The following is a 23,475-nucleotide window of genomic DNA, read 5'->3' on the forward strand; positions in this document are numbered from 1 at the left end:
CCTTGGCAACGCCCGATTTATGCATAGGTGCGCGCTAGCCTGTGGTTTGGCAATCCGCCGACCACATCAGCTGCGAAGAGAGCGCTATGGCCATACGCCGATGGAGACGGATCGCGGCCTGCGGATGCGTCGCACTGGCTTTGCTGGTGGCATCCGCAGCTTGGATGGCGGAGGGCATGCTCATCTCGCCGCAAAGGGAGTCCATCGGCGCAGCGCCGACTGACCTCCCGTTCGAAAGCATATCTATCCAAAGCCTTTCGGGAGCGACGCTGCGCGGATGGTTCGTAGCCGGCACGCCCGGTCGCGGCGCCGTCCTGCTACTCCACGGCGTGCGCGCCAACCGACTGGCGATGCTGCCACGGGCGAGGTGGCTCCATGAGCTTGGATATTCCGTGCTTTTGATTGATTTCCAGGCTGCGGGGGAAAGCTCCGGCCAGTGGATTACTTTTGGGCTGCGCGAATCAGACGACGCCGTCTCCGCCGTTACCTATTTGCGTTCACGGCTGCCGCTTGAACGTATCGGCGTCATCGGGACTTCCATGGGAGGCGCGGCCAGCTTGTTGGCGAGCCCACCGTTGCACGTCGATGCCATGGTGTTGGAGCAGGTCTATCCCAGCATCGATAAAGCCGTATACGACCGTCTCCTGATCCATCTGAAAGGAGGGGCCTGGCTGTCACCCCTGCTTCTGAAGTCACTCGCCTGGAGAACCGGCATCAAGGCAGAGCAGCTGCGGCCGATTGACCACATTGCCAAGGTTGACGTGCCAAAGCTCCTCATCGTGGGAAGTTCAGACCGTCACACGCACCTTGATGAATCCATGGCGATGTACGCCGCGGCTGCCGACCCTAAAGAGTTGTGGGTCGTCAATGGCGCCCAGCATGTCGACCTTTTTCGATATGGCGCAGATCGCTACAAGGAGCGCGTAGGTCATTTCTTTGCCAAGTGGCTCAGACCTGCCGAACCGGTGGTCACTTCGGATATGAAGGACTTGCCGGCTCAACAGCCGCACCAGGCGCCATAGTCGATGCCCGCCAATCCAGGCGCGCATCGAGCGTTGGAAATCACCTGTGTTCGGGCGACGAATCATCCGCATCCGGTTCGAAGCAGATCGGAAAGCGGACATGCACCGACCCATGGGGCCAATGGCTAGCGCCTTAGCGGCCGCTCCAGAAGCCATCCAAAGAAGTAGTACATCAGCACTCCCCAAAGGACGTCCAGTATGGCGGCCGACCACCCCACGACGTCGTCGGACAAATTGAAAAGGGCGTGGACGTGACCACTGAGAAAGACCAGCAAGTAAGAAACTGGCAACGTCAGAAACTGAAGTATCCACAGCGGATCGCCATCGCCGCGCCCGATGGAAACCAGGCATCGGATCGCGAATGCGAGAAACACGATAGCGAAGACACCGCCGGTTGGTGACCACCTCTTCATGGACCCTTGCTCCTTGCCATGGAAGCTCGGCCTACGTTATCTGCATCAGATCGAAAGACGACAGTTTAAGGAGTTCCGGCATGTCGAAAGCGCATCCTGGTTGCCCTCGCGTGGCCTGCGGCTGTTACGCAACGGGTCCAGGATCAACCCGCAGGAACAACGCCGCACTGGACATCAATTTGATTTGACGTAAAACACATAGGTTGCCGTGTACGGAACGCCGACCTTGGTGCCGGCGTTGGCGGGCGGTGCGGAGGGTGCGGCGCCGCCGGCGGTTGAAACGCGCTGAACATAGGCCACCTTGCTCAAGATGCCGGGCGTGGCGTTAGGCGTCACCTTGATGAGCAGCCAGGGAATATCCGCGTTGGGTTGTTTCGCGGGTACGGTGGCAACCGGCGCATCCTTGTCGCGCACGATCTTGCTGCCGTCGGCGGCCTCCCATGAGGGGCCGGCATAGTGATGAATCACGCCGCCGGGAGCCGTCAGTTCGGCCAGCGGTGCTTCAAAAGTCCATTTCGGTGGCGAGCCCGTTTCGATCGTGCTGGTGTAGATCTGAACGCCGGTGGCCTTGGCCGTGAATGCCACGGTATAGCCGGCGGGCGGCTGCAGCGCAGCAGGTACTGCTTCCTGCGCCTGAGAGGCCGATGCACCGGCGATCAGCCATACAATAGCCGCCACCCATCCGCTTGCGGTCTTCGCGATCATGACTTGTCCTGACTAAGGTGATGATTCCGCATCCGCCCCTCAACGGAGCCACTCCGGGTCAAACGACGGCGCTCGACGCAGTGAGCCCCGCGTCGAGGCAGAGGTGATACGGAAAGGTTGCGATGGCGAGGTTCTACTTGGCGGCTCGCTTCTTTTCCTCTTTGGCCGCCTTCTTTTCCTTCATGGTCTTGGCCGGCTTCTTTTTGTCGCTTTTCTTTGAATCCATACCCTTGCTCATGTCATTTCCTCGTTGCCTGGAGACAGATAGGTGCCGCGGTTTGCGACTTAGGTTGTCAGAGCTTGATCGATAACGTGACGACGCAAGTTAAATGCAGCTTGCATCGATGCTGGCGGCCTGGTTCAAGGCCGACGTTTCATACGATTGCGCCACGCCTGTTGGCTAGCCGCTCGGATACTTCTGCAGCAGCGCCTTGAAGCCTGGCTCATCGCGCAGTGGATCCCAGATCGGATCGACCCGCAGCGACGCACCCGACAAAATGCCGCCCGTCGGCATCGACAGCACGCGATCGAGCAAGGCGATGGCCTGGTCGTGCTGGCCCACTCGCATATAGAGCTGCGCCTGGCAGGCAAGCATGTCCGCGCCGGTGAGTACATCCTTGGTGACCGGCATCAAGGCGACGGCACGCTCGCCCTCCGCGACGGCTTCGGCCTTTTTCCCGAGGCCGGCATAGGCAAATCCCAGGGCGAGATGCAGATCCGGGTCTTCCGGTCGCTCGACAAGGGCGGCGCGCGCTTTCTCAGCCACCGCGGTATATCCCGCGGTCGCCTTGGCCGTGTCTCCGGCCGACTGCGCGGCCCAGGCGATATACAGGCGCCGTGGCAAGACAATATTGTCCGGATCGTCCCAGTCCTCGTTCTTGTCCGCCTCGGCAATCTTGATCGCCCCGGCATAATCGCGTGCCAGCGAACGCTCGAAATACATGCCCATGACGTTGCCGGCGTAGGCGTTGCTCCCCGGCGACAGCGCTGCCAGCGCGGCACGCAGCGGGGCCAGATCGCCCTTCCACATCAGCGTATTGAAGGCCAGCGTCACACGCGCACCGGCAGGATTGCGACTCAATGCGAGAGCAGAGGCATAAGCCCGGTCGGCATCCGCATAGCGATGCATGCTCTGATAAGTCACGCCAAGCTGGTTGAACGCAAATTCGCTATGGGGATCGAGCACAGTGGCCGAGCGAAAGAGCGACACCGCCTCGTCCCAGCGTCCCTGCCGCCTGGCAACCGCGGCGATAAGCAGTTCAACCGTGGCGCTGTTGGGCAACGCCTGCCGGGCCAGCTCAAGCTGGTTGGTGGCAGCGACGTAATCCCGATGCCCCCAGTAGTGATACAGGCCCAGTGCGTAATGTCCCTGCCCCAGTTTCGGCTGCAGCGTCAGGGCGCGATCGGCGGCAGTCTTCGCCTCGACCAGTCGCTCATTCGTGCGATCGGGTCCGAAGAAATACATCTGCATGTTGGCGCGCGCCAGCGCGGCGGCGGCCAGTGCGAAGTGCGGATCCTTTTCCAAGGCCTGCTGATACAGCGAGATCGCCACGGGCAACTCGGTCGATGACAGCACGGGATCATCGTAGGCGCGGTTGGCATGCGCACCGGCCTGCAGATACAGATCGTAGGCTGCCGCGTTGGAGGTTGGCGCGGCATCGATGCGCGCCGTCTCAGCCGAGGTCAACCGTACCTTCAGCGCCTCCGCTACGTTCTGCGCGACTTCGCCTTCCACATTGAAGACATCGTCCAGCGTGCGTGTATAGGCTTTCGCCCAGAGATGATTGCCGCTGGCTGCATCGATCAACTGCACGTTGATCAGCACCTGATCGCCAACCTTCTGCACCGTGCCCTCGAGCAAGGTCGCCACGCCCAGTTCTCGCGCGATGGTTTTCACGTCTTCCGGATGGCTCGGGTACTTTTCGGTCGAGGTGCGCGAGATCACCTTGAGCCCGCCGATGCCCACCAGCTCGGTCAGGATCATGTCTTGCATGCCGCTGGCGAAGTAGGCGTTGCCTTGATCGGTGCTTAGATTCTCAAAGGGAAGCACTGCAACGGATTTGAGATCGACCGCCGCCGACGCGTCTGCGGGACGACGCGCGATTTGATGGCCGCCGAACAGCAGGGCCGCCGCGACGAGCAGCACCGCGACCGCGACGACAACCAGCCGGCCAAATCGACGTGGCTTATCAGTCTCCTCAGGTGCTGCCGGACTCGCATCCGTCGCAACTGGTGGCGCGCCGGCGTCGCTGGCGCGGGGCGGTACGAACGCAAGTGCGGAGGCCGGCAATGGCCTGTCCACCATCAGCTCTTCACGCGATGCGGCTGACCGCACTTGGGCATCGAGTCGAAAGCCGACGCCATGCACGGTGTGCAGATAGCGGCTTTCGTCGCCGCTCTCGCCGAGCGCATGACGCAACATCGCGATGACGCGGCTGAGTACGCCGGGTGTTACGTGGCTATGGCCCCAGACCTCGTCGAGAATTTCATCCCGGCTCAGCACACGGCCAGGCTCTCGTGCCAACAGCACGAGCACGGCGAACGCCTTGCGCTCGAGCCCGACCTCTTCGCCATCGACAAACAAGCGATGGCCCAGGGTATCGATCTCGACCGTACCGAACGCAATCCACGCAGCAGAGGCGGTCTCTGCAGTCATTGGGTCGACCTCCGTCGCCGCGCCCCGACTGGTTCAGGTTACACCAAGTCAGCCGCAAGCCTCGGTGTGGCTCAGGTGTGGATTTCGTTGTCTGCGCAATAACATTCCGCGGGCCAACAAGTTTGCGCTGCAACTAATGCGGCGGGCGCGTGGCTCAGCGGTCCCGCCGCGGCTTCCTCAGCGGATCGAGCAGGGGCTTGAGGCCGTTGTGATCGAGCTCCAGCGCCAGCGCGAGCAAGTTGCCCAGATCGCCGGGCGGAAACCCCTTGCGGGCATACCAGGCGAGATAGGCGCCAGGCAGGTCGGCAATAAGGCGACCCTGGTATTTGCCATAGGGCATGCTCATGGTGACCAGTCGCTGCAGGTCTTCGGGTTTCATCGGGCGAACAACTGCGAGCGATCAGCGAAGGCCTTGAACTCCAGTGCATTGCCGCAGGGATCAAGCAGGAACAGGGTGGCCTGCTCGCCGGGCTGGCCTTTGAAGCGGATGTGCGGCGCCACGACAAAGCGCGTTCCGCTGGCTTCCAGGCGCTGGGCGAGCGAATGCCAGTCGTCCATCGACAGGACAACCCCAAAGTGGCGCACCGGCACGTCGTCGCCATCCACGTCATGCGCGCTCACAGCGCGCGTCTCTTCGGGCGCCAGATGGGCCACGATCTGATGGCCGTAGAAATCGAAATCCACCCAGCTGTCACTGGATCGGCCTTCGGGACAACCGAGCAACTGGCCGTAGAACGCGCGTGCGTTCGCCAGCGAGGTGACTGGAAAGGCGAGATGGAACGGCGGGAGGTCGTGCATGGTGACGCTCGGCGATAAGGGCCCGGCCTTATTACCACCACGCGGCGGTTTCACAAACTCCCAAAGTTTCGCGTGAAACCGATGGCCTGGCGAAGGCAGGCCATCTTGCCGCTCAACGTGACGCTGAGGCGACTACGCAGCTCCCGCTGAAGACTTCTGGCGAAGCCGATGCGCGGCCTGTTTCGCGCGGTTGCCGCACAGCGCCATGCTGCACCAGCGACGGGCATGACCGCGTGTGTGGTCCGCAAAGAGCAAGGTGCAGGTGGGGCCTTCGCAAGCTTTCACGTGGGCAAAGTCTTCATCGCAGACCAGGCGCGCCATCGCTTCGGCAATCGGCAGCAGCAAGGCGTCGGATGAATTCCAGCGCCGCTGCTGCGCGAGCGTGAACACCATCGACTCGCCATGCGACCCGGCAACGATTTCGCTGTAGCGCTCGTCGCGCTTGAGCAGGCTATTGAGCGGCTCAAGCGCCGCCAGATCGGCGGGCTGCAACGCACGCCCCTTGTGCTGGCGAACAAAACCACGGAACCACTCCCGCAGCGCCCTCGCCTGCCCGGCCAGCCGATCGATCTCCCCGGGGATCGCGCGCTCACGCGCCGACCGCAACACCTCGGCGGGCACCAGCTGCGCCTGCGCGAGCCAACGCAACAGTCCTTCGCCGTCTGCCAGCCAATCGACCGGCGTGTCCGCCGGCGTGGCCACGGAGTTGAGGAAATCCAGTCCGAGCGAATCGGCCAGGAATAGAGCGGGCATGGGCTGTGACATGGGGTTCTCCTGCGGCCAAAGGTAACCGGCTAAAAAGTGCTTGACAAGTTACATTGACGATCATAACCTCCAAACCGAAGTTGAGGCGGTTACTTAAATCTCAAGCCAGCAGTTCAGGTTTCTTCGTCATCAAACCTCATGGGAGTGGGCACAAATGAACGCGACAGCAAAGACGGTAGTGCTGGTTCACGGGGCCTGGGCGGATCCGTCCAGCTGGGACGGGGTGGTCAAACTACTCCGCTCAAAGCACATTGATACGGTTACGGTGAGTTTGCCCCTGCTGTCCCTGGCCGGCGATGTCGCGGCATTGGACGACGTGCTCGAGCGCATCCCCGGGCCGGTCGTACTGGTGGGGCACGCCTATGCGGGTGCGGTGATCGCCGCTACCCAGAGCCCCAAAGTGGCAGCGCTGGTCTATATCGCCGGCCTGGCGCCGGACGAGGGCGAGACGGTCGCGGAGGTGTTCAACCGCTATCCGCACGACGACAAGGCACCCGCGCTGGCGCCGGGTCAGGACGGCCTGTTCTGGTTGCCGGCGGAGGCGTTTGCCACCGCGTTCGCGCAGCACGCCACGGCGCAACAACAGCAGGCGCTGGCCGCGTCGCAGCGCCCCATCTCGCCAGCGGCGATTACCGTGCCGGTGGGACGACCGCTATGGAAGAAGGTGCCGGCCTGGTATCTGGTGGCGCAGCACGACCACATGATTCCCGAGAAAACGCAGCGCTTCATCACCGAGCGCATGCATGCGCACACCACGATTCTTCCCGTCGATCACCTGCCCAGCGTCACGGCGCCGTTGCCGGTCGCGGAACTGATCGCCGATGCCGTGCGACACACCGCCTGACTCACCGACGAATCACTCAACGACTCATCTGGCGCCTTGATGCCATCCCCCGCTGCAACGTCATCCCTATCGAAGGAGCATTGCCATGTCACACATTCACTATCGCACCGCGTCGGCCGACGGCTTCAATATTTTCTATCGTGAAGCAGGCACTCCGGGTAAGCCCAAGCTGCTGCTGCTGCATGGATTCCCGAGCTCGGGCCATATGTTTCGCGATCTGATTCCCCTGCTCAGCGACGACTTCCATATCGTTGCTCCCGATCTGCCGGGCTTCGGCCTGTCGGACATGCCGCCGCGCGAGCAGTTCAAGTACACCTTCGATCATCTCGCTGACGTGATCGATCGCTTCACCGAAGTAATCGGCTTCGACCGCTACGCCGTCTATGTATTCGACTACGGCGCGCCCACGGGCTTTCGTCTCGCGGTGAAACATCCCGAACGCATCACCGGCATCATCTCGCAGAATGGCAATGCCTACGTGGAAGGCCTGAGCGAGGGCTGGAATCCCATTCGTGCGTACTGGGAAAACCCGAACGCGGCGAACCGCGACGCCTTGCGCGCCTTTCTTGCACCGGAGAGCACGCGCTGGCAGTACACCCATGGCGTGCCGGATGAGTCGCTGGTGTCGCCCGATGGCATCGCGCTGGACAACTACTACCTGGCACGCGAAGGCGCTCATGACGTGCAACTGGATCTGTTCCTCGACTACCAGAGCAATGTGGCGCTCTACCCCACCTTCCAGGCGTATTTCCGCCAGCACCAGCCGCGCTTCCTGGCAGTGTGGGGCAACCACGATCCGTTCTTCCTGCCGCCGGGCGCTGAGGCATTCAAGCGCGATATCCCGCAGGCACAGGTGAGCTTTTTCGAGACGGGCCATTTCGCGCTGGAAACCCATGCGCGCGAGATCGCCCAGGCCATCCGCAGCTTCTTCGCCTGAGATGGCGTGGGAACACTGACGCCAGGAGCACATCATGTCGCTGAAAACCGCGCTCGTCACCGGGGCCAGTCAAGGCATCGGCCAGGCCACCGCCATTCGATTGGCCAAGGATTTCGAGGCTCTCGTGCTGGTTGCGAGAAATCGCGAACACCTGGCTGAAACGGCGGCGACCGTCGAAGCCCTGGGCGCCAGGACCTTGATCATCGACCTCGACCTTGCAGAGAAAACCGCCGCCAAAGCCGTCGTCAAGCAGACGCTGTCGACCTTCGGCCGCATCGATGCCCTGCTCAACATCGCAGGCGCGGTGCCACAGATCGACCTGTTCGAGATGACCGACGAACAATGGGACGACGGCATGGCATTGAAGCTGCACGGTGCACGGCGCCTCACCATCGAAGCGTGGGAGGCGCTGAAACAATCGAACGGCGCCGTCGTCTTTACCTCGGGCAACTCGGCCATTTTCCCGAAGGCGCCCTACGCCGCGGTGGGCACCATCAACGCCGCCATTGCCGCACTGTCGAAGGCATTCTCCGATCGCGGCATTGCCGATGGCGTGCAGGTGAACAGCGTGTTGCCGGGCCCGGTGATGACCGGTCGCCGCCGCTCCTACCTGGAGCACTGGGCCCCGCTGCACAACATGACCGTGGACGAAGCGATGGAACGCTTCCCGCGCGAGGCTGGCATCGCCCGTTACGGCACGCCGGAGGAAATCGCCGAACTGATGGCGTTCCTGGTATCGCCGGCAGCCCGATGGATGACGGGATCCATGCTGCGCATGGACGGCGGTGAAGTGAAATCGGTATAGCCATCGTGGCGCCCGGTGCGACTTGCATCGAGCGCCACTGTGTCGGGCCTACCGATCAGTTGTCGTCGCCACTCAACAGCGAACCCACGATGCCGCCAAGCAATCCACCGCCGATGGCTGCACGCCCACCACCGCCCTCGCTACTGGGCATGTATTCGGCAATCTGATGCGCCAGGCGGGAGATGGGCAGCGTCTGCAACCACACCGTGCCGGGGCCGGTCAGCGCCGCCAGAAAGATGCCGTCGCCGCCAAAGATGGCGTTCTTGATGCCCGGCACGGTGGTGATCTGAAAACTGACCGACGCCTGGAACGCACCCACGTGGCCGGGATGAACGCGCAGTGTCTCGCCGGGTGCGAGGTCCTTGCGAATGAGTTCGCCCGACAGTTCAAGCCACGCCGTACCTGAGCCGCCGATCTTCTGCAGCCTGAAGCCGTCACCGCCAAAGATGCCTGCACCCAGCGACTGCTGAAAACCGACGCCGATGGTCACCTCCGGCGTGGCGCAAAGAAAACCATGGCGGTGCACCAGGTACTCATTACCCGGGCTCACCGATACCGGCACGATATGTCCCGGCACCTTGGTGGCAAAAGCCACCTCGCCGGGCGACTGCACGGCACGGTACTCGGTCATGAACAAGCTGCCGCCGCCGACCACGCGCTTGAACATGCCCATCAGGCCACCGCCGCCGCCCATCTGGGTATGCGTGGTCATCTGGATCGACGCCGTCATCCAGGAAAGCTCGCCGCTCTCGGCGAAGATGCTGTCGTTCGGCTCCAGCCGAACTTCCAGCACCGGCATCACCGTGCCTTGTATGCGTGTCTGCATGGGGTGTACTCCTGATCATGAAGGGTTATCGATGGTGATTTGAACGTGCCTGACAAGCAGCACGTGAATCTCAATGGGTGCGCCGGCATGGCAGCGACCTCACACTTCAAGCCTGTCATCCGGTCGTGCGACCAGGGCGTACAGCACGGGCATGAGGAATACGCTGATCAACAGTCGCGTGAACAGGCCGCTGACAATCACCAGGGCGAACGGTCGTTGTGTATCTGTGCCAACGCCGGTGGCGAGCGCTGCAGGCAGCAGGCCTAGCGCGGCGACCAGGGCCGTCATCATGATCGGACGCAAGCGCAGGATCGCACCCTCGCGGATGGCATCAGTGAGACTGGTTCCGCCGCGGCGAAGTTCGTTGACGTAGGAGATGTAGACCACCGCGGTCTGCACCGACACGCCAAACAACGCCAGAAAACCGATGCCCGAGGACACCGAGAATGGTGTACCCGTAATCCACAGCGCAACGATGCCGCCCACCGGCGCCGACAGCAGCACGCCCAGCACGGTGATGAACGGAAACTTGAAGTTGCTGTACAGCGTGAACAGCAGCAGGAAGATCAAGGCCAGCGTCAGCGGCAGGATGACATTCAACTGCGCACGCGAGGCGGTGTACTCGGTGTACTCGCCGCCCCAGTCGAGGCGATAGCCCTGCGGCAGCTTGACCTTGCCGTTGACCTGTTGAATGGCGTCTTCCACGGCGCCAGCCAGATCGCGGCCCTCGACCGAGAACTGCACGCCGATATAGCGCGAATTGTTTTCGCGATAGATGAAGGACGCACCATTGGTTTCGCGGATATCGGCAAACTCCTTGAGCGGAATCTGCTGTCCTGCCGGCGTGGTCACCAGGATGTTCCTGATCTCTTCGGGATTGTCGCGGTACTGCTGCTCGAGTCGCACCACCAGATCGAACTGCCGTTCGCCCTGCACTACCTGGGTGGCCACGTCGCCACCGATCGCCGTTTCGATCACGCCGTTGATGTCGGACACGTTCAAGCCGTAGCGGGCGATTTTCGCGCGGTCGACGTTGATGCTCAGGCTGGGCTGGCCCAGCTCCTGCACCAGGGTCACGTCACGGATGCCGCGCACGTGTTCAAGCACCTGCTTGATGCTCTTGCCTTTCTGTTCCAGCGTGTTGAGATCGGAGCCGAAGACCTTCACCGCCAGCGCACTTTTCAGCCCGGTCTCCGCTTCGTCCACCGCATCTTCGGCCGGTTGCGTGTAGTTGAAAATGATGCCGGGGAAGGCCTGCAATTTCTTGTTGATGGCCTCGATCAGGGCGGCCTTGTTGCGATACGTCCCGGTCCACTGCGAATAGGGCTTCAGGCCCACGTAGAACTCGACGTTGAAGAAGCCGGTGGAATCGGTGCCGTCATCGGGGCGACCCAGTTCCGAGGCCACGGTGGTGACTTCGGGAAACGATCGCAGCACCTGCCGCACCTGGGGCGTGATCTTCGACGCTTCCTCGAAGGAGATGGTGTAAGGCATGGTGGCGCGCACCCAGAGCGCGCCTTCGTCCAGCTGCGGCATGAACTCCGCACCGATGCGCGGTATCAGCAGCAGCGAAAGGGCGAGCACGATGGCCGACGCGATCGCCGTGCCCCACGGACGGGCAAGGCAGAAGTCGAGGCCCTTCACGTACACCGACTTGATCGCCTCGAACACGCGGTTGCGCCGCTCCTGCACGCCTTTTCGCATGAACACCGCGCACAGCACCGGCAGCAAGGTCAGCGTGATCACCAGCGAGCCGATCAGCGCGAAAATCATGGTGTCGGCCATCGGCTTGAACAACGTACCCGAGGGCCCGGACAAGACATAGATCGGCAGGAAGCTGACCACGATCACTGCCACCGCATAGAACAGCGGACGATCAACCTCAGCGGCGGCGTCGCGGATGATCTCCTTCACATTGAGCGGCGTGCCGCGGCGCTCGGCGATCTGGCGGAAGATGTTCTCCACCATCACCACGGCCGCATCGACCAGGATGCCGAAGTCGACCGCGCCGATCGACAGCAGGTTCGCCGAGGCGCCCTGCAGGTCAAGGCAGATGAAGGCGAACAGCAGTGCCAGCGGAATCGTGGTGGCTACGATCAGCCCCGCACGAAAATCGTAGAGAAAGAAGATCAGGATGACGACGACCAGCAGCATGCCGCGAAGCAGGTTCTCTTCCACGATCTTGGTGGTCAGCGTGATCAGATCGGTGCGGTCGTAGAACGGAACGACTTTCACGTCCTTGGGCAGGATCTCGTCGTTGAGTTGTCTGGTTTTTGCCTCGACCCGCTTGAGCACGTCCTGCGTTTTTTCGCCGGTACGCAACAGGATCACGCCTTCCACGGCATCGTCCTGCTTCTCGTAGCCGAACTCGCCCAGGCGTGGCGCGATGCCGATCACGACGCGTCCCACATCCTTCACCAGCACCGGGACGCCGTCGTGCACCGCGACCACCACGTTGCCGATGTCCTCCAGCGTTTCCACGCGGCCCGCACCACGCACGTAATAGAACTGGCCGCCCTGCGAGTAGAAACCGCCGCCTGCGTTGGCGTTGTTGGCGGCGAGTGCGGCTTCCACCTGCACGGCTGACAGGCCGACCGCGGCAATCTTGGTCTGGTCCAGCAACACCTGATATTGCATGGTGCCGCCGCCGAATCCCGAATCGTCCGCCACACCGGGCACGGATCTGTACTGCGGCTCGACCGTCCAGTCCTCGAGCGTCTTGAGCTCCATCGGTGAGCGATCGGTGCTCTGCAAGACGTAGCGATAGATCAGCCCCGACGGCGCCGACAGTGGCGATACCGAGGGCGTCACGCCGCTGGGCAGGCTCAGGTCGCCGAGTCGATTGAATACCTCCTGGCGAGCGAAGTTGTTGTCCGTGCCCGTCTCGTAAGTGAGGATCACGTCGGACAAGCCGTAGAGCGAAATCGAGCGTGTCGTGGTGGTCTTGGGCACGCCGTTCATGCCCAGCTCGACCGGCACGGTGATCAGCCGCTCCACCTCCTCGGCGGTGTGCCCTGGCCACTGCGTGATGATTTCCACGATGGGCGGCGAGAGGTCGGGATACGCATCCACCGGCAAACGCCGCAGCGAATGGGCGCCCGCTCCCGTCAACAGCAGCGTCATCAGGATCACGAGAAACGGCTGGCCCAGCGACGCGGACACGATCCGGTTCATCATCGACGTCGTTCGCGACGGCGACACGGCGGGAGGAAGTTGGTCGCTCATTGGTTTTGCATGAACTGCACGAAGATGCCGCCATCCACCACGACCTGCTCGCCCGCCTTCAGGCCGGCGGGAATATCGAACTGGTCGCCGGTGCGATGCCCCAGGGTCACGGATCGCCGTGCGTAGCTGCCGTCAGGCTGGGCCACGTAGACAAACGGCAGGTTTTCATCGTCGCGCAGCAGTGCCGACACCGGCACGAGCAAGCCGCTGGTGGGCTGACGCGAGTGGATTTGCACGGCGACGTAGGCCTGCTTCTTCAGCGCGCCTTGCGGGTTGTCGACGACCACGCGCGCGGGCACCAGCCGCGTGTCCGAATTCACCAGCGCCGAGATTTTGGTGACTGTGCCCGTCAGGTGCTTCGGGTCAACGCCGGTGCTCACGTCGGCGGGATCGCCCACGTTCACCGAGGCGACGTCGGAATCGGCGACCTGCGCCATCACCCATACGCGCGACATATCTGCCACCGTGAAACACGGCGTAGTGCCGGCCTGAAGCAGCTGGCCGGGCGAGATCTGCCGATCCACCACGGTGCCTGCGATCGGTGAGCGGATCACGCCGCCGACAGGCGCGATGGATTGGCCCTGCTCGACGGCCTTGATGACCTTCGGGTCGACATTGAGCGCAACCAGCGCTTTCAAGGCAGCGTCCGCATCCGCGTCGGCATTGGCGGCATCGGCCTGCGCCTGATCTTCTTCGCGCTTGGCGACACCTTGATGGTCGACCAGGTCTTTTTCCAGGTCGGCGAGGCGGCGCGCTGTGTGCGCGGTCGTCAGCGCCTTGCGATACGCCGTGATCGCCGCGGCGAAATCCGGCGAATCCACCAGGGCGAGCGGATCACCTTTGTTGACGTGATCACCGATGTCGACCAGCAGCCGTGTGACTGGACCGGAGAACGGCGCGAGCACGGCCGTGGCCTGCTCGTTGTTGAAATCCACCGAACCGGTGGCTTCGATCGTTCGCTGATATTGGGATCGCTCGACGCTGGCGAGGCGGACGTGTTTGCGCTGATCCGGCGTCAGGGTGACATTGGTGGGCGTGATCGAGGCCGCCGGTGCGCCGTCATCCGTCTTGCTGGAACAACCAGAGGCCAGCCCACTAGCCGCGAGCAGCAGGGCGATGGTGGAGAGGCGAGCGCATGCTGTCCCGCGCCACGGTGATGGCGCTCCCCGAAACGCATTATTTTTCATTTCTGTCCTGGGCTAGATCCGCGCGATTCCACCAGCCGCCACCGAGCGCCTGAAACAGCGCCGCCGTGTCGGCATAGCGATTGGCCTGGGCTTGCACCAGATTGATTCGCGCCTGCTGATAGGTCTGTTCTGCATTCAACAACGACAGATAGTCCGCGTAGCCGGCCTTCCATTGGCGCTGCGACAAGTCCAGCGTGCGCTTGGCGGCTTGCTCGGCCGCCGCCGCCGCCTTCAGTCCCGCTGCATCCTGGTCCAGTGCCACCAGCGAGTCGGCGACGTTCTGGAAGGCGGTCATCACCGTGCTGCGGTATTGCTCGGCTGCCTGCACGTAGGCTGCCTTGGCGGCGCGCTCCTGGTGCAACAAGGTGCCGCCCTGGAAGATCGGCGCCGTGATATCCGCGCCAATGCCCCAGAAACCGGTGCCCGACTTGAACAATTGATTCATCGCCAGTGCGGTGCTGCCGGTGTTGGCGCTCAACACGATATTGGGCAGGCGGTTGGCAGTGGCGACGCCGATCTGCGCACTGGCTGCATGCATGTTGGCCTCGGCCTGGAGCACGTCGGGGCGCTGCGCCACGAGCGTCGAGGGCAGGCTCACCGGAAGCTCCTGCGGCAACTGCAGCTTGGCCAGATCGAAAGACTGCTCCGATGCCTGACTCGGGAACTGGCCCACCAGCACGGCGAGCAGATCACGCTGCTGCGCCAGCTGCTTGAGCAGCGGCGGCAGCGTGGCGTTGGTTTGCGCCAGCTGCGATTCCTGCGCGGCCAGATCCAGTCCGCTGGCGTAACCCTTGGCGGATTGATCGCGCAGGATCTGCACCATATGCGTATTGATCTCCACCAGCTCGCGCGTCGCATCCACCTGCGCCTGCAGCGCAGCGAGCTGCACGGCGGCGGCCACCACATTGGTGCTCAAGGTGATCTGCGTGGCAATCATCTGGAAGCGGACTGCTTGTTCCTGCGCCTGTACCGATTCCACGGTTCGGCGATTCAGGCCGAAAATATCGGGCGCATAAGCGACGCTGACCTGCGGGGTGAACAGGTTGTATTGGAAGGTGTCCGAGTTGGGCGTCGGCGAGATGGTGCCTGACTGCCGCTGGCGGCTGGCCGAGAAGCTCGCGGCCACGCTGGGGTAGTAGCTGCCGCGTTGCGCCAGCACATTTTCCCTGGCCACCGACAACGCCGCTTGCGCCGCCTTCAGGTCGTGGTTGTTGGCCAGGGACTGCTCAATCAATTCGTTGAGCGCCTTGGAGTGGAACAGCGTCCACCAATCCCCGGGGATATCGCCGCCCGTCGCAAAGCGCTGTGCCTCGCCGCCAGCCACATGCTCGGTCGCGACCGTGCTGGCGACCGGATGGCTGGTGTATTCGCTTACCTCGGGCGCGGCGGGCCGCTTGAAGTCGGGCCCGACGGCGCAACCGGCCATCAGCGATGAGACCACCATCGCGACCAGGCACCGACGGCGTAGCTGCCAATGAGCGAACCCCGAAACAGGCATAGCCAGATCAACTCTCCCCAGCGGATTCAGCGACCCGGGCGAAAGCGGACGCCCGGCGCTGCCATGAACGCCTGCGCCAAGCCATGCTTCGTGCCCTCCCCGCGCGGAGATATAGCACAGGCGTGACGAACATCCTCAGGCCACTGGCCGAAAGTTTTCGCGATTGGCTGGTACGCATACCAGCCCAGGGTCGACGCACCCTGCCCAGCCTGCCAGGCACCGATGTCGCGACGAAACGCCGTCATGGCCGCCCGGATGCGTGAGCGACTCGAAACCTCTGCCGCGCGCTAGTCGATGGCACGTTTGGCGATGGCTGCGACAAATTCGTCCAGATCGGTGGTGCCAGTGTTGCTGAGGATCACGATGGTGATGTTTTGGTCTCGTACGTGAAACAGCTGGGTCTGAGCCCCCATGATGCGCCCGGGACGCTTCATGACCGGATGTGCCTTTCCGTTGACCTTGGTCTCGTACGACCATACGCCGAAGGCGTAATCGTCGAGGCCTGGCTTCAACATGGCGTCGAGCGTGGTTTGTTTGATCAGCTTCAGTCCGAACAATGCGTTGGTAAACGCGAGCAGGTCATCGGCTGTGGAATACATGGCCCCCGCCGCATACCAGTTTTCCGGATACACGGGTAAATCATTGGCCAGCATCTTCAGGTCATCGCGATAGAAATACGTATCGGCCAGCCCATCGACAATTTCCGATTGACGCAGCATGCCGGTGTTCTTCAATTGCAAAGGCTGCAAGATGCGCGTCTTCAGTACCTGGTCAAAAGGTTGACCCTCGATGTGCTCGATGATCTTGCCAAGCACAATGTAGTCGGCATTGTTGTAGTCGAATACTTTGCCCGGGACATTGACCAATGCGCTGCTGCAGAACTTGCTCAGCAGCTGATCGCTCGTATAGGGCGTTTGATACACCGGCAGACCGTGTGCAATGGCGTCGGCAGCGTCCTTGACGTTGTCGATATTGGGCAAGCCCGAGGTGTGATCAAGCAGCTGATGAATGGTCACCTGATCCGCGGCCGGCCCCGTGTAGTCAGGCAAATAGGCCTTGAATGGGCGATCCAGGTCGAGCTTGCCTTGCTCGTAGAGCTGCATGATCAACACCGAGGTAAACAGCTTGGTGATGGACGCTATCTTGAATCGCGTCTGCCTGGCGTTGGGTACCTTGAGCGCGATATTGGCCAGGCCAAAACTCTGCACAAGCAATGGCTGGCCGGGCTTCTGTACCAGGATTTCGCCATTGAACCGGTGCGCTTGCGCATACGTGTCGATGAAGGTGGCAAGTCCTTCTGACTGAGCTCGCGCAAGCGGCGCAAACAGCAGCGCAAAGATCAGAATGATCTGTTTCACGGGCTGCTCCGGGCGGATGCGGTGGAGCATCTATACGCGCTACTCCGTTGGGCAGCATGGGCAGGAAGTCATTCAGCGGCGAAAACCGCCTGACCTTGCCAGCGGACGTGCCGGCGATATTGCATCGGAACGCCCCGCTTCGGCGTAGAGACAGACACCCACGGCTCCACGAGCCCGCCAGGCTTTGGCCCTATCGCGTCAGGCGCCAGATCACGACACCGGCAACGATGGCTGGCAGTGCAAAAACCACCACCAGCATCGGCAGCTCGTCACGCACTGAATAACCGGCCTTGGTCACGCCCACCCACAAATTGACGACAGACAGAACCAGCCAGAGCGGAAGGAAGGCCTTCGCTGCCATGGGCAGTGCGGTGGGGCCACTGCCCCATAGATGTCCAAAGAGTAGAAACAACCCGAGCAGAACGATTCCGCCACCAATCACCCATACCGTGTGCATGTCGTCAGACTCCCTTATGTTGGCCAACTTCCCGCGCGCGTCATTTCCCGCCATTTTGGAACGTTCACGCCGATCACAATGAGCCACAGGCATAGCAATAGCTCCGCGGCAAATCCTAGCGCCTTCAGATAAGGAGACAGCGGACTGGCGAGCGGCGTCAGGAAAATCAGCCAGCCCAGACCGGCGAGCATCAAGAGCACGCCGAGAGCCCGCGGCAGGAAGGTCGACCTGGCGATGAGATAGCCGATCAGCAGGCAATAGGGACCAAAAAATGCCAGCGGCAGGACACCGCGGAAGGCAGGATCAAAGACACCTGTCACTTCGATGGCACACCCCGCCAGGCTGAAGAGCGCTGCAATCAGCGAGAGGCGCGCACTGACCGGCTTGAACATGCGGTAGAAGAGCAGCGTCACGGCAACATAGAGGCCGTAGGCCACCAGCGTGACGACGTCATAGGCCACCAGTCGCCCCCGACCAACCACCACCTCGGCGGCTATGGCCGTCACGAAGTAGAGCAAATAGACCAAGCCGGTCATCCTGGCCCAGAGACGCGGCGAAGCTTCTGCGATCCGATCCGACATGCCTGCTACCTCGCTTGGCTCAGGGTGGCGCTTTGGCCGCGTCGTTGAGCAGTGCATCCAGATCGCTGCGCTCCAAGAGGCGACCAGCAAGCACCACCGCGCGAATGCGCTGAGTATTGCCGATGTCCTTGGTGGGATCCGCATCGAGCAACACCAGGTCGGCTTGCTTGCCGACGGCCACCGATCCACTTCTGTCCTGGATATGCAAAAACCGGGCAGGTTCCAGCGTCGCCGTGCGCAGCGCCTCGATCGGCGCAAGCCCCGACGCGACCAGCAACTGCAATTCCTCATGGAGGGAGTAGCCCGGATAGACGCCCGGCATGGGCGCGTCCGTGCCCGCCATGATGGGGACACCAGCCCGGTGCAACATGGACACGATGTTGTGCGCAATCGGCCAGCGCCGGGCAGCCAGGCTCGCATCCTCTTTCGTGTATTGCGCCAGGAAACGTTGCCAACGCCGTTGCTCATCGGGGCGAAGGAGCCGCCAGCGGTAGTCGTCGTTGGGTTGGGCGTGGCGAGCAAGTTCATCTTCGTCTGCAAGCACCAACGTCGGAACCTGCACCTGGCCGGTGGCAGCCAGCGCCCTGGCCATGCGCCCGCACACGCCCTGATCAAACGTACCGAGAATTTCCGCTTCCTGCGCACTGGCGCGAGACATCAGCGCATCGCCCTGGAGACCTTGGCGCTCAGCCAGGATTTTCGCCTCGGCGGATGAGCACGCCTCATAGACCTGGGTCAGATGCTCGCCGGTGCGCTGTCCGGCGTTGGCGGCGTCCAACAGCGAGATGCTTGCGGGTACATGCCCAACCACCGGCAGCGAGCGCGCGTTCGCTTCTGTCAGGATGGCGCGCCAATGCGTGGCGGGCACCTCGGAGAAGACCTTGATGAAATCGGCGCCGGCATCGACGGCGGCATCCACATCAGCCTTCGCGCCATCGGGCGACTTGCCGTACACCGAAATACCCGCCGCAACGATATGAGGTGCGACGAGTTGGCCGCTGTCCACAGCAGCGCGCCAGCGCTTCACCAACTGCATCGACGCCGCATCGGAGCGCATGTCCCGCACGCCAGTCACGCCATTGGCGATGTACATGCGAAACGACCAGTCGTTCGGCGGGCGGTGCGAGGAGAGATTGAACAGATGGACATGCATGTCCATCAGACCAGGCATCAAAAAGCGTCCACGACCGTCGACACGCTGGATCGAATCACCAACGGGCACCGAGCCCTTCGCATCGATGGAAGCAATGCGTCCATCCTTGACGACCACCGTTCTCGGGCCGACGGTGCGGCCGCCTTCAACGTCGACGATCGTCACATCGGTGATGACCACGGTTCGATGGTCGGATTCGGGCACAGCCCGCGCGGCCACCGCCATCAGCGACATGGCAAGCACGCCAAGGATCTTCAGCGACAACATCCAATGGCGGGATTGAGTGTGCATGGGAAATAGATAGGTCAACGTAGAGTTTGCCTGGATTCCAACGCGACACCCTGTGCCCGATGGTGGAACTTGAACTGACCCTGTTCGCGTCGCCCGAACTATTTGTCGGGTGCCTGCACGCTATAACCATCGGCTTGAAGCGCGCCCAGGTAGCCATCTGCCGCAAGCAGCTCATGCATCGGCAGTACCGCAAAGGTCTGCTTGTTTTTATCGAGCGCACGCTCTGCGCTGTCGATCCAGCTCTTCCTGACCTGGCCTTCCATATCGTTGATACCCAGCGTCGTGGCGAATTGCGATCCGTCCAGCGTCGAAAGACAGGAGTCCTGCTGTACTTGCGACAAGATGGACCGCAGCGTGTCGATGTCCCCGGTCGCCCACGCATTCGCACGCGCCACGGTCTGGGCCAGCCCATGATCCAGCGCGTCCAACACCAGGCCCAGACACTGCTGATCATCCATCGGCTTGTCACTCAACGACCGTACCGCCTCGCTCGGATCTTGAAGCACCAGTTGATAGGACGTATTGACGCCAGCAACGCCAGCGTGGGCAGCGGCCTTGTAGATCATCTTCTCCAGGCCGTCTTCATCGACCAGGCCGTAGTGCCTGAGGGCGGCCTCATAGAGTTCGCGACCGGCAAGAATGGGCCGCATGCTCTCCACGCGGCGGTCGTCGCCGAGATATCTGGCTTTCAGCAGCAGCCAGCGTTGATAAAGCTGCGGCGTGAGTACGTCCAGCAGGCTCTGCTGCCCGGGATTTTTTCTCAGTTCCCGGAGCGACGGCATCATCGTGCTGTGAAAGAAACTCGTACGCACGCCGATCTCGAGGCTCGGCAACTTCAATACCGCTTGCGAGGCGGCAATGCGGCTTTCGACTTCCGCGGATTTCCACTGCATGTTTTTCGGCACCGGCGAGGTAAGGCCGAGCACCCACATGACATGGCCGGCCTTGCTCACCTTCCACAGGGCGGGTCCGGGCAGGATGCCGCTCACCACCACGGGTGCCAGCGTGGGCACCGCGCTCGATACCGGCACTGACTGCGCGTAGGCCAAGCCATTCAGGCAGGCTAGCAAGGCGGTGCCCAGAGCGCCGAGGGTGGATCGTTTCCGATTCGTCCACCGAAAAAAGCTGAGTCCCCTGAGCAGCATGGCAATCTCTCTGCGCGAGCAACTTTGCCCGCCACTATACGCATGAGCCAGCGCAACGTCGTCATGGCGTCGGCCGATGGCCGCAAGCGGACTTTCGGCTTCGTACTTCTATCCAGGCATGGTCGGCGTGCCATACGGTCTAGACGTCTGCTATGGGCGATCCATGTGAGGCGAGCGGGAATCCACTACCTCCGCTGAAAAATTCATTTTGTGTCGTCAGATGACACCGGGTCGCCCGCAAGCTGCCAGCACCTGCCTGGTTCACTTGAGCAATGCCGACTTCTTGTTCGAGAGAAGCGTGGAACTCGCCACGTAGTCGACCAGTGCTTTATCCAGCCCGTTGGCCGCGATTTCCTCACTCAGCCGGTGTGCGGAAGCGCGCTGAAGGCTATTCAACGATCGGGCGATATCGTCGCGCTGCCCGCCCACCTTGGTTTGCACCTCGTTGTCGAGTCGACACGCTGTGTCCGCCAGGGCGTACGCAATCACATCGTCAGACAGCACACCCGAACCGACGTGGTACATGACGGCGAGATTGAACAGGGCCGCCGCATTTCCCTTCTCTGCCGATCGCCGGAAAAGTGTCGCGGCGAGTGCATCGTCCCTGGGAGCCCCCTCTCCGTTTCCGTACATCATGCCCAGACTGTTGAGCGCGTTGCGGTCTCCTTGGCCTGCTGCCTGACTATAGAGGTCCTTGGCTTTGGCGTAGTCCCGAGGGACGCCGTTGCCCTCGCGATACAGGTCGCCCAGGCCAGACTCGGCCTGCGCGTCGCCCGCTGCGGCTGCCATGCCATACCAGTGCAAGGCTTCCGCAAAGTCCTGTGCCACGTCATCGCCATTTGCATAGATGCGGCCGAGGCCTCGTTGCGCCTGGACGTTGCCTTTCAAGGCTGATTGCTTGCGCATGGAGACCCCACGGTTGACGTCGCGCGGTACGCCATCGCCTATCTGGTACATCACGCCAAGGTTGTTGAGCGCCATATCGTTGCCTTGGGCGGCGGCTTCCCCGTACCAATGCACCGCTTGCTCCTTGTCCTGGGTTACGCCTCTTCCATCGTCGTACATAAGTCCAAGGTTGTATTCGGCCAGGTCGTAGCCTTGCTTGGCCGAGCTCGAGTACAGCGCCGCCGCCTTTTCCTGGTCCTGCGGCACGATCCTGCCGTGCTCGTACATGCGTCCAAGGTTGTACTCAGCCCTGGCGTTGCCCATGTCCGATGCCTTTTGATAAAGAGCCACCGCGCGCGGCAGATCACCTGGGATACCTTCAAGCTCGGCGGCAAGGCTATTGATGCCGTCCGGGTAACCTTGTGCCGCGGACTGTTCGAAGAGTTTCATCGCGATCTCTTCGCTGGCTTGGACGCCCTGCCCGTAGATGTACATTCGGCCCAATCGTTGTTGCGCTTCAGCGTTGCCGCTTTTTGCCAACGGCTCAAAGGCCGCCCTGGCCGCAGCGAAATCCCCTGCCTCCAGCGCTCGCCGACCTTGATCCAGCTGATTCGACGCCGAGCAGGACCCAAGCAGCACAACTGCCGCAGCCATCCACATGCGAAGCGAAAGCCTTTCCATTTTTCCCCTTGAGGCCGGTTCATCCGGCCGATTACGTCATGGGACGTTCAATGTACCGAACCGACCTAAGAAGAAGCAGGACCAGTTTCTGGATGGCATTCGATCCAGGAACTTAACCTGAGCCCGTTCGCCCAGACTCAACGAGACAGCACAGATCTGGGCTGTGGTTCGAGAACCGAACCATCCATGAGTACCCAACAATCCATGGTCGGCCATTGGCCTGTCATCGGACCATTTGAAGTGAGCTCGTAGGAGATGGTCCACGCCCAACCATCCAGCACCTTTTGTAGCTTTGCTCTATCTAATGACCAGTAGGCCGCAGTCGATGTACTTAGAACAGTTAGATCTACCTGGCCCGGGGGTATCTTGACGATGCATTCTTTGCTTCTAGCTATCGCATCGGCGCGGGATAGAGGCGGATCAGGCGCCACAGCCGGGTTCCATTTCGGAGCCCGACCAACCATAGCGGCTGTAATGATGTACTCGTACTTATAAAACCCATCCCAGCGTGCATAGGTGGGATAGACCGCGAGCTCGTCGTCCCCCATGGCTGCGCATGAAGCGGATGAAAGAACACACCCCAGAGCGAACCCGAGCGCGGCGTTTCCAGGAAACCGCCAGTGGTGCGCCAGGCGAAGTACCAGTCGATTGCCTGTTTCCATGGATGCTGTCATTGGCCGAAATCCTTTCCAGCAAGAAAGTGTCCGCTTTGGGTTGCGGATTCAGCCGGTGGTTGCAACACACTGAAGACTGCGCGAGCAGCAGGAGTGTTGCAACCACCGGCTGAATCCGCAACCCAAAGCGGACACTCAAAATTCCGCAGTCGTCCAGTTCGACGCGTACACAGTGAGCTTGAAGAAGATATACGTCATCACCGTCCACCCTGCGAGTTGTCCAATCAGAGTAACAATAAAGTTTATGGGCTCTTTGGCAGCATAAATCTCCCGCGCCCCTATTCCAACGCTCCCAACGATGAAGCCGCTCAGGGCGTTTCGGATATGCCCAAACACGATCATCAAGGAACCCGTCGCAAGCGGAAAAGCAGCGATGAACCTGCATATGCTCAGCACCGTGGACCTGGCTTCCACCAAGTGAAACCGAGTCAGCACCCAGTAAAGCACTCCCATCAGGAAGAAGTTGCCGAACATCACGCACGACACGACCAGGAAGAATTTCTTGCCCACGCCCCGTCGCGGTTCCGCAAGGTCCCCATCTTCGTAGACGACTAGCGGATCAGGTGAGT

General features: G+C 61.8%; 21 protein-coding genes. 5 read left to right on the forward strand and 16 right to left on the reverse strand.

Annotated elements, in window-relative coordinates; genetic code table 11:
* Positions 1–176 precede the first annotated feature (176 nt).
* Together AB4Y82_RS12335 and AB4Y82_RS12340 are read left to right on the forward strand one after the other, a co-directional pair.
* The gene (locus AB4Y82_RS12335) at positions 177–1,022 is read left to right on the forward strand and encodes an alpha/beta hydrolase (protein ID WP_441605318.1); all 846 of its coding nucleotides are present in this window, start codon (positions 177–179) and stop codon (positions 1,020–1,022) included.
* Between the two features lie 245 nt (positions 1,023–1,267).
* A complete protein-coding gene (locus AB4Y82_RS12340; protein WP_441605317.1) occupies positions 1,268–1,423 on the forward strand; it encodes a hypothetical protein in 156 nt (51 codons plus the stop codon).
* A 186-nt stretch (positions 1,424–1,609) separates the two neighbouring features.
* Here the strand turns inward: AB4Y82_RS12340 and AB4Y82_RS12345 are convergent, their stop codons facing one another.
* From AB4Y82_RS12345 to AB4Y82_RS12365, 5 genes are all read right to left on the reverse strand, one after another.
* Positions 1,610–2,140, reverse strand: a complete 531-nt coding sequence (locus tag AB4Y82_RS12345; RefSeq protein ID WP_441605316.1) for a DUF3455 domain-containing protein — start codon at positions 2,138–2,140, stop codon at positions 1,610–1,612.
* A 400-nt stretch (positions 2,141–2,540) separates the two neighbouring features.
* Entirely contained in the window at positions 2,541–4,796 is a 2,256-nt protein-coding gene (locus tag AB4Y82_RS12350; RefSeq protein ID WP_441605315.1) for a winged helix-turn-helix domain-containing protein, read from the reverse strand.
* A 154-nt stretch (positions 4,797–4,950) separates the two neighbouring features.
* The gene (locus AB4Y82_RS12355) at positions 4,951–5,175 is read right to left on the reverse strand and encodes a DUF3820 family protein (RefSeq protein WP_046972055.1); all 225 of its coding nucleotides are present in this window, start codon (positions 5,173–5,175) and stop codon (positions 4,951–4,953) included.
* Entirely contained in the window at positions 5,172–5,594 is a 423-nt protein-coding gene (locus AB4Y82_RS12360; protein ID WP_441605314.1) for a VOC family protein, read from the reverse strand. Before AB4Y82_RS12360 ends, AB4Y82_RS12355 begins: the two co-directional genes overlap by 4 nt.
* A 132-nt stretch (positions 5,595–5,726) precedes the next feature.
* Positions 5,727–6,359 (reverse strand): CGNR zinc finger domain-containing protein, encoded by a 633-nt coding sequence (locus tag AB4Y82_RS12365; RefSeq protein ID WP_441605313.1) that lies wholly within the window; start codon positions 6,357–6,359, stop codon positions 5,727–5,729.
* A gap of 154 nt (positions 6,360–6,513) precedes the next feature.
* Between AB4Y82_RS12365 and AB4Y82_RS12370 the strand changes: the two genes are divergently transcribed.
* The 3 genes from AB4Y82_RS12370 to AB4Y82_RS12380 all read left to right on the forward strand — a co-directional run bounded on the left by AB4Y82_RS12370 (position 6,514) and on the right by AB4Y82_RS12380 (position 8,945).
* A complete protein-coding gene (locus AB4Y82_RS12370) occupies positions 6,514–7,203 on the forward strand; it encodes an alpha/beta fold hydrolase (protein WP_441611312.1) in 690 nt (229 codons plus the stop codon).
* A gap of 85 nt (positions 7,204–7,288) precedes the next feature.
* Positions 7,289–8,140, forward strand: a complete 852-nt coding sequence (locus AB4Y82_RS12375; protein WP_441611313.1) for an alpha/beta fold hydrolase — start codon at positions 7,289–7,291, stop codon at positions 8,138–8,140.
* 34 nt (positions 8,141–8,174) lie between these two features.
* Positions 8,175–8,945 (forward strand): SDR family oxidoreductase, encoded by a 771-nt coding sequence (locus tag AB4Y82_RS12380; protein ID WP_441605310.1) that lies wholly within the window; start codon positions 8,175–8,177, stop codon positions 8,943–8,945.
* Positions 8,946–9,000: 55 nt separating this feature from the next.
* Here AB4Y82_RS12380 and AB4Y82_RS12385 read toward each other — a convergent pair whose 3' ends face one another.
* The 11 genes from AB4Y82_RS12385 to AB4Y82_RS12435 all read right to left on the reverse strand — a co-directional run bounded on the left by AB4Y82_RS12385 (position 9,001) and on the right by AB4Y82_RS12435 (position 23,416).
* The gene (locus tag AB4Y82_RS12385; protein ID WP_441605309.1) at positions 9,001–9,771 is read right to left on the reverse strand and encodes a TIGR00266 family protein; all 771 of its coding nucleotides are present in this window, start codon (positions 9,769–9,771) and stop codon (positions 9,001–9,003) included.
* Between the two features lie 99 nt (positions 9,772–9,870).
* Complete coding sequence (locus AB4Y82_RS12390) at positions 9,871–12,996, reverse strand: efflux RND transporter permease subunit (RefSeq protein ID WP_441605308.1); 3,126 nt, start codon at positions 12,994–12,996, stop codon at positions 9,871–9,873.
* Positions 12,993–14,183, reverse strand: coding sequence for an efflux RND transporter periplasmic adaptor subunit (locus AB4Y82_RS12395; protein ID WP_441605307.1), 1,191 nt, complete (start codon positions 14,181–14,183; stop codon positions 12,993–12,995). The genes AB4Y82_RS12390 and AB4Y82_RS12395 overlap by 4 nt, the downstream gene beginning before the upstream one ends.
* The gene (locus AB4Y82_RS12400; RefSeq protein WP_441605306.1) at positions 14,173–15,627 is read right to left on the reverse strand and encodes an efflux transporter outer membrane subunit; all 1,455 of its coding nucleotides are present in this window, start codon (positions 15,625–15,627) and stop codon (positions 14,173–14,175) included. Before AB4Y82_RS12400 ends, AB4Y82_RS12395 begins: the two co-directional genes overlap by 11 nt.
* A 341-nt stretch (positions 15,628–15,968) precedes the next feature.
* A complete protein-coding gene (locus AB4Y82_RS12405; RefSeq protein WP_441605305.1) occupies positions 15,969–17,039 on the reverse strand; it encodes a serine hydrolase domain-containing protein in 1,071 nt (356 codons plus the stop codon).
* Positions 17,040–17,229: 190 nt separating this feature from the next.
* Positions 17,230–17,496: a hypothetical protein gene (locus AB4Y82_RS12410; RefSeq protein ID WP_441605304.1), complete on the reverse strand. Its 267-nt coding sequence runs from the start codon at positions 17,494–17,496 to the stop codon at positions 17,230–17,232.
* A gap of 14 nt (positions 17,497–17,510) precedes the next feature.
* Positions 17,511–18,077, reverse strand: a complete 567-nt coding sequence (locus AB4Y82_RS12415) for a DUF4386 domain-containing protein (RefSeq protein WP_441605303.1) — start codon at positions 18,075–18,077, stop codon at positions 17,511–17,513.
* A gap of 19 nt (positions 18,078–18,096) precedes the next feature.
* Positions 18,097–19,497: an amidohydrolase family protein gene (locus tag AB4Y82_RS12420; RefSeq protein WP_441611314.1), complete on the reverse strand. Its 1,401-nt coding sequence runs from the start codon at positions 19,495–19,497 to the stop codon at positions 18,097–18,099.
* 122 nt (positions 19,498–19,619) lie between these two features.
* On the reverse strand, positions 19,620–20,666 hold the full coding sequence (locus tag AB4Y82_RS12425) for a TraB/GumN family protein (RefSeq protein ID WP_441605301.1): 1,047 nt from the start codon (positions 20,664–20,666) through the stop codon (positions 19,620–19,622).
* 261 nt (positions 20,667–20,927) lie between these two features.
* Positions 20,928–22,232, reverse strand: a complete 1,305-nt coding sequence (locus AB4Y82_RS12430; RefSeq protein WP_441605300.1) for an SEL1-like repeat protein — start codon at positions 22,230–22,232, stop codon at positions 20,928–20,930.
* Positions 22,233–23,041: 809 nt separating this feature from the next.
* Complete coding sequence (locus AB4Y82_RS12435) at positions 23,042–23,416, reverse strand: hypothetical protein (protein WP_441605299.1); 375 nt, start codon at positions 23,414–23,416, stop codon at positions 23,042–23,044.
* Positions 23,417–23,475 lie beyond the last annotated feature (59 nt).

The organism is Dyella sp. 2YAF14, from assembly GCF_052114725.1.
Lineage (GTDB): Bacteria > Pseudomonadota > Gammaproteobacteria > Xanthomonadales > Rhodanobacteraceae > Dyella.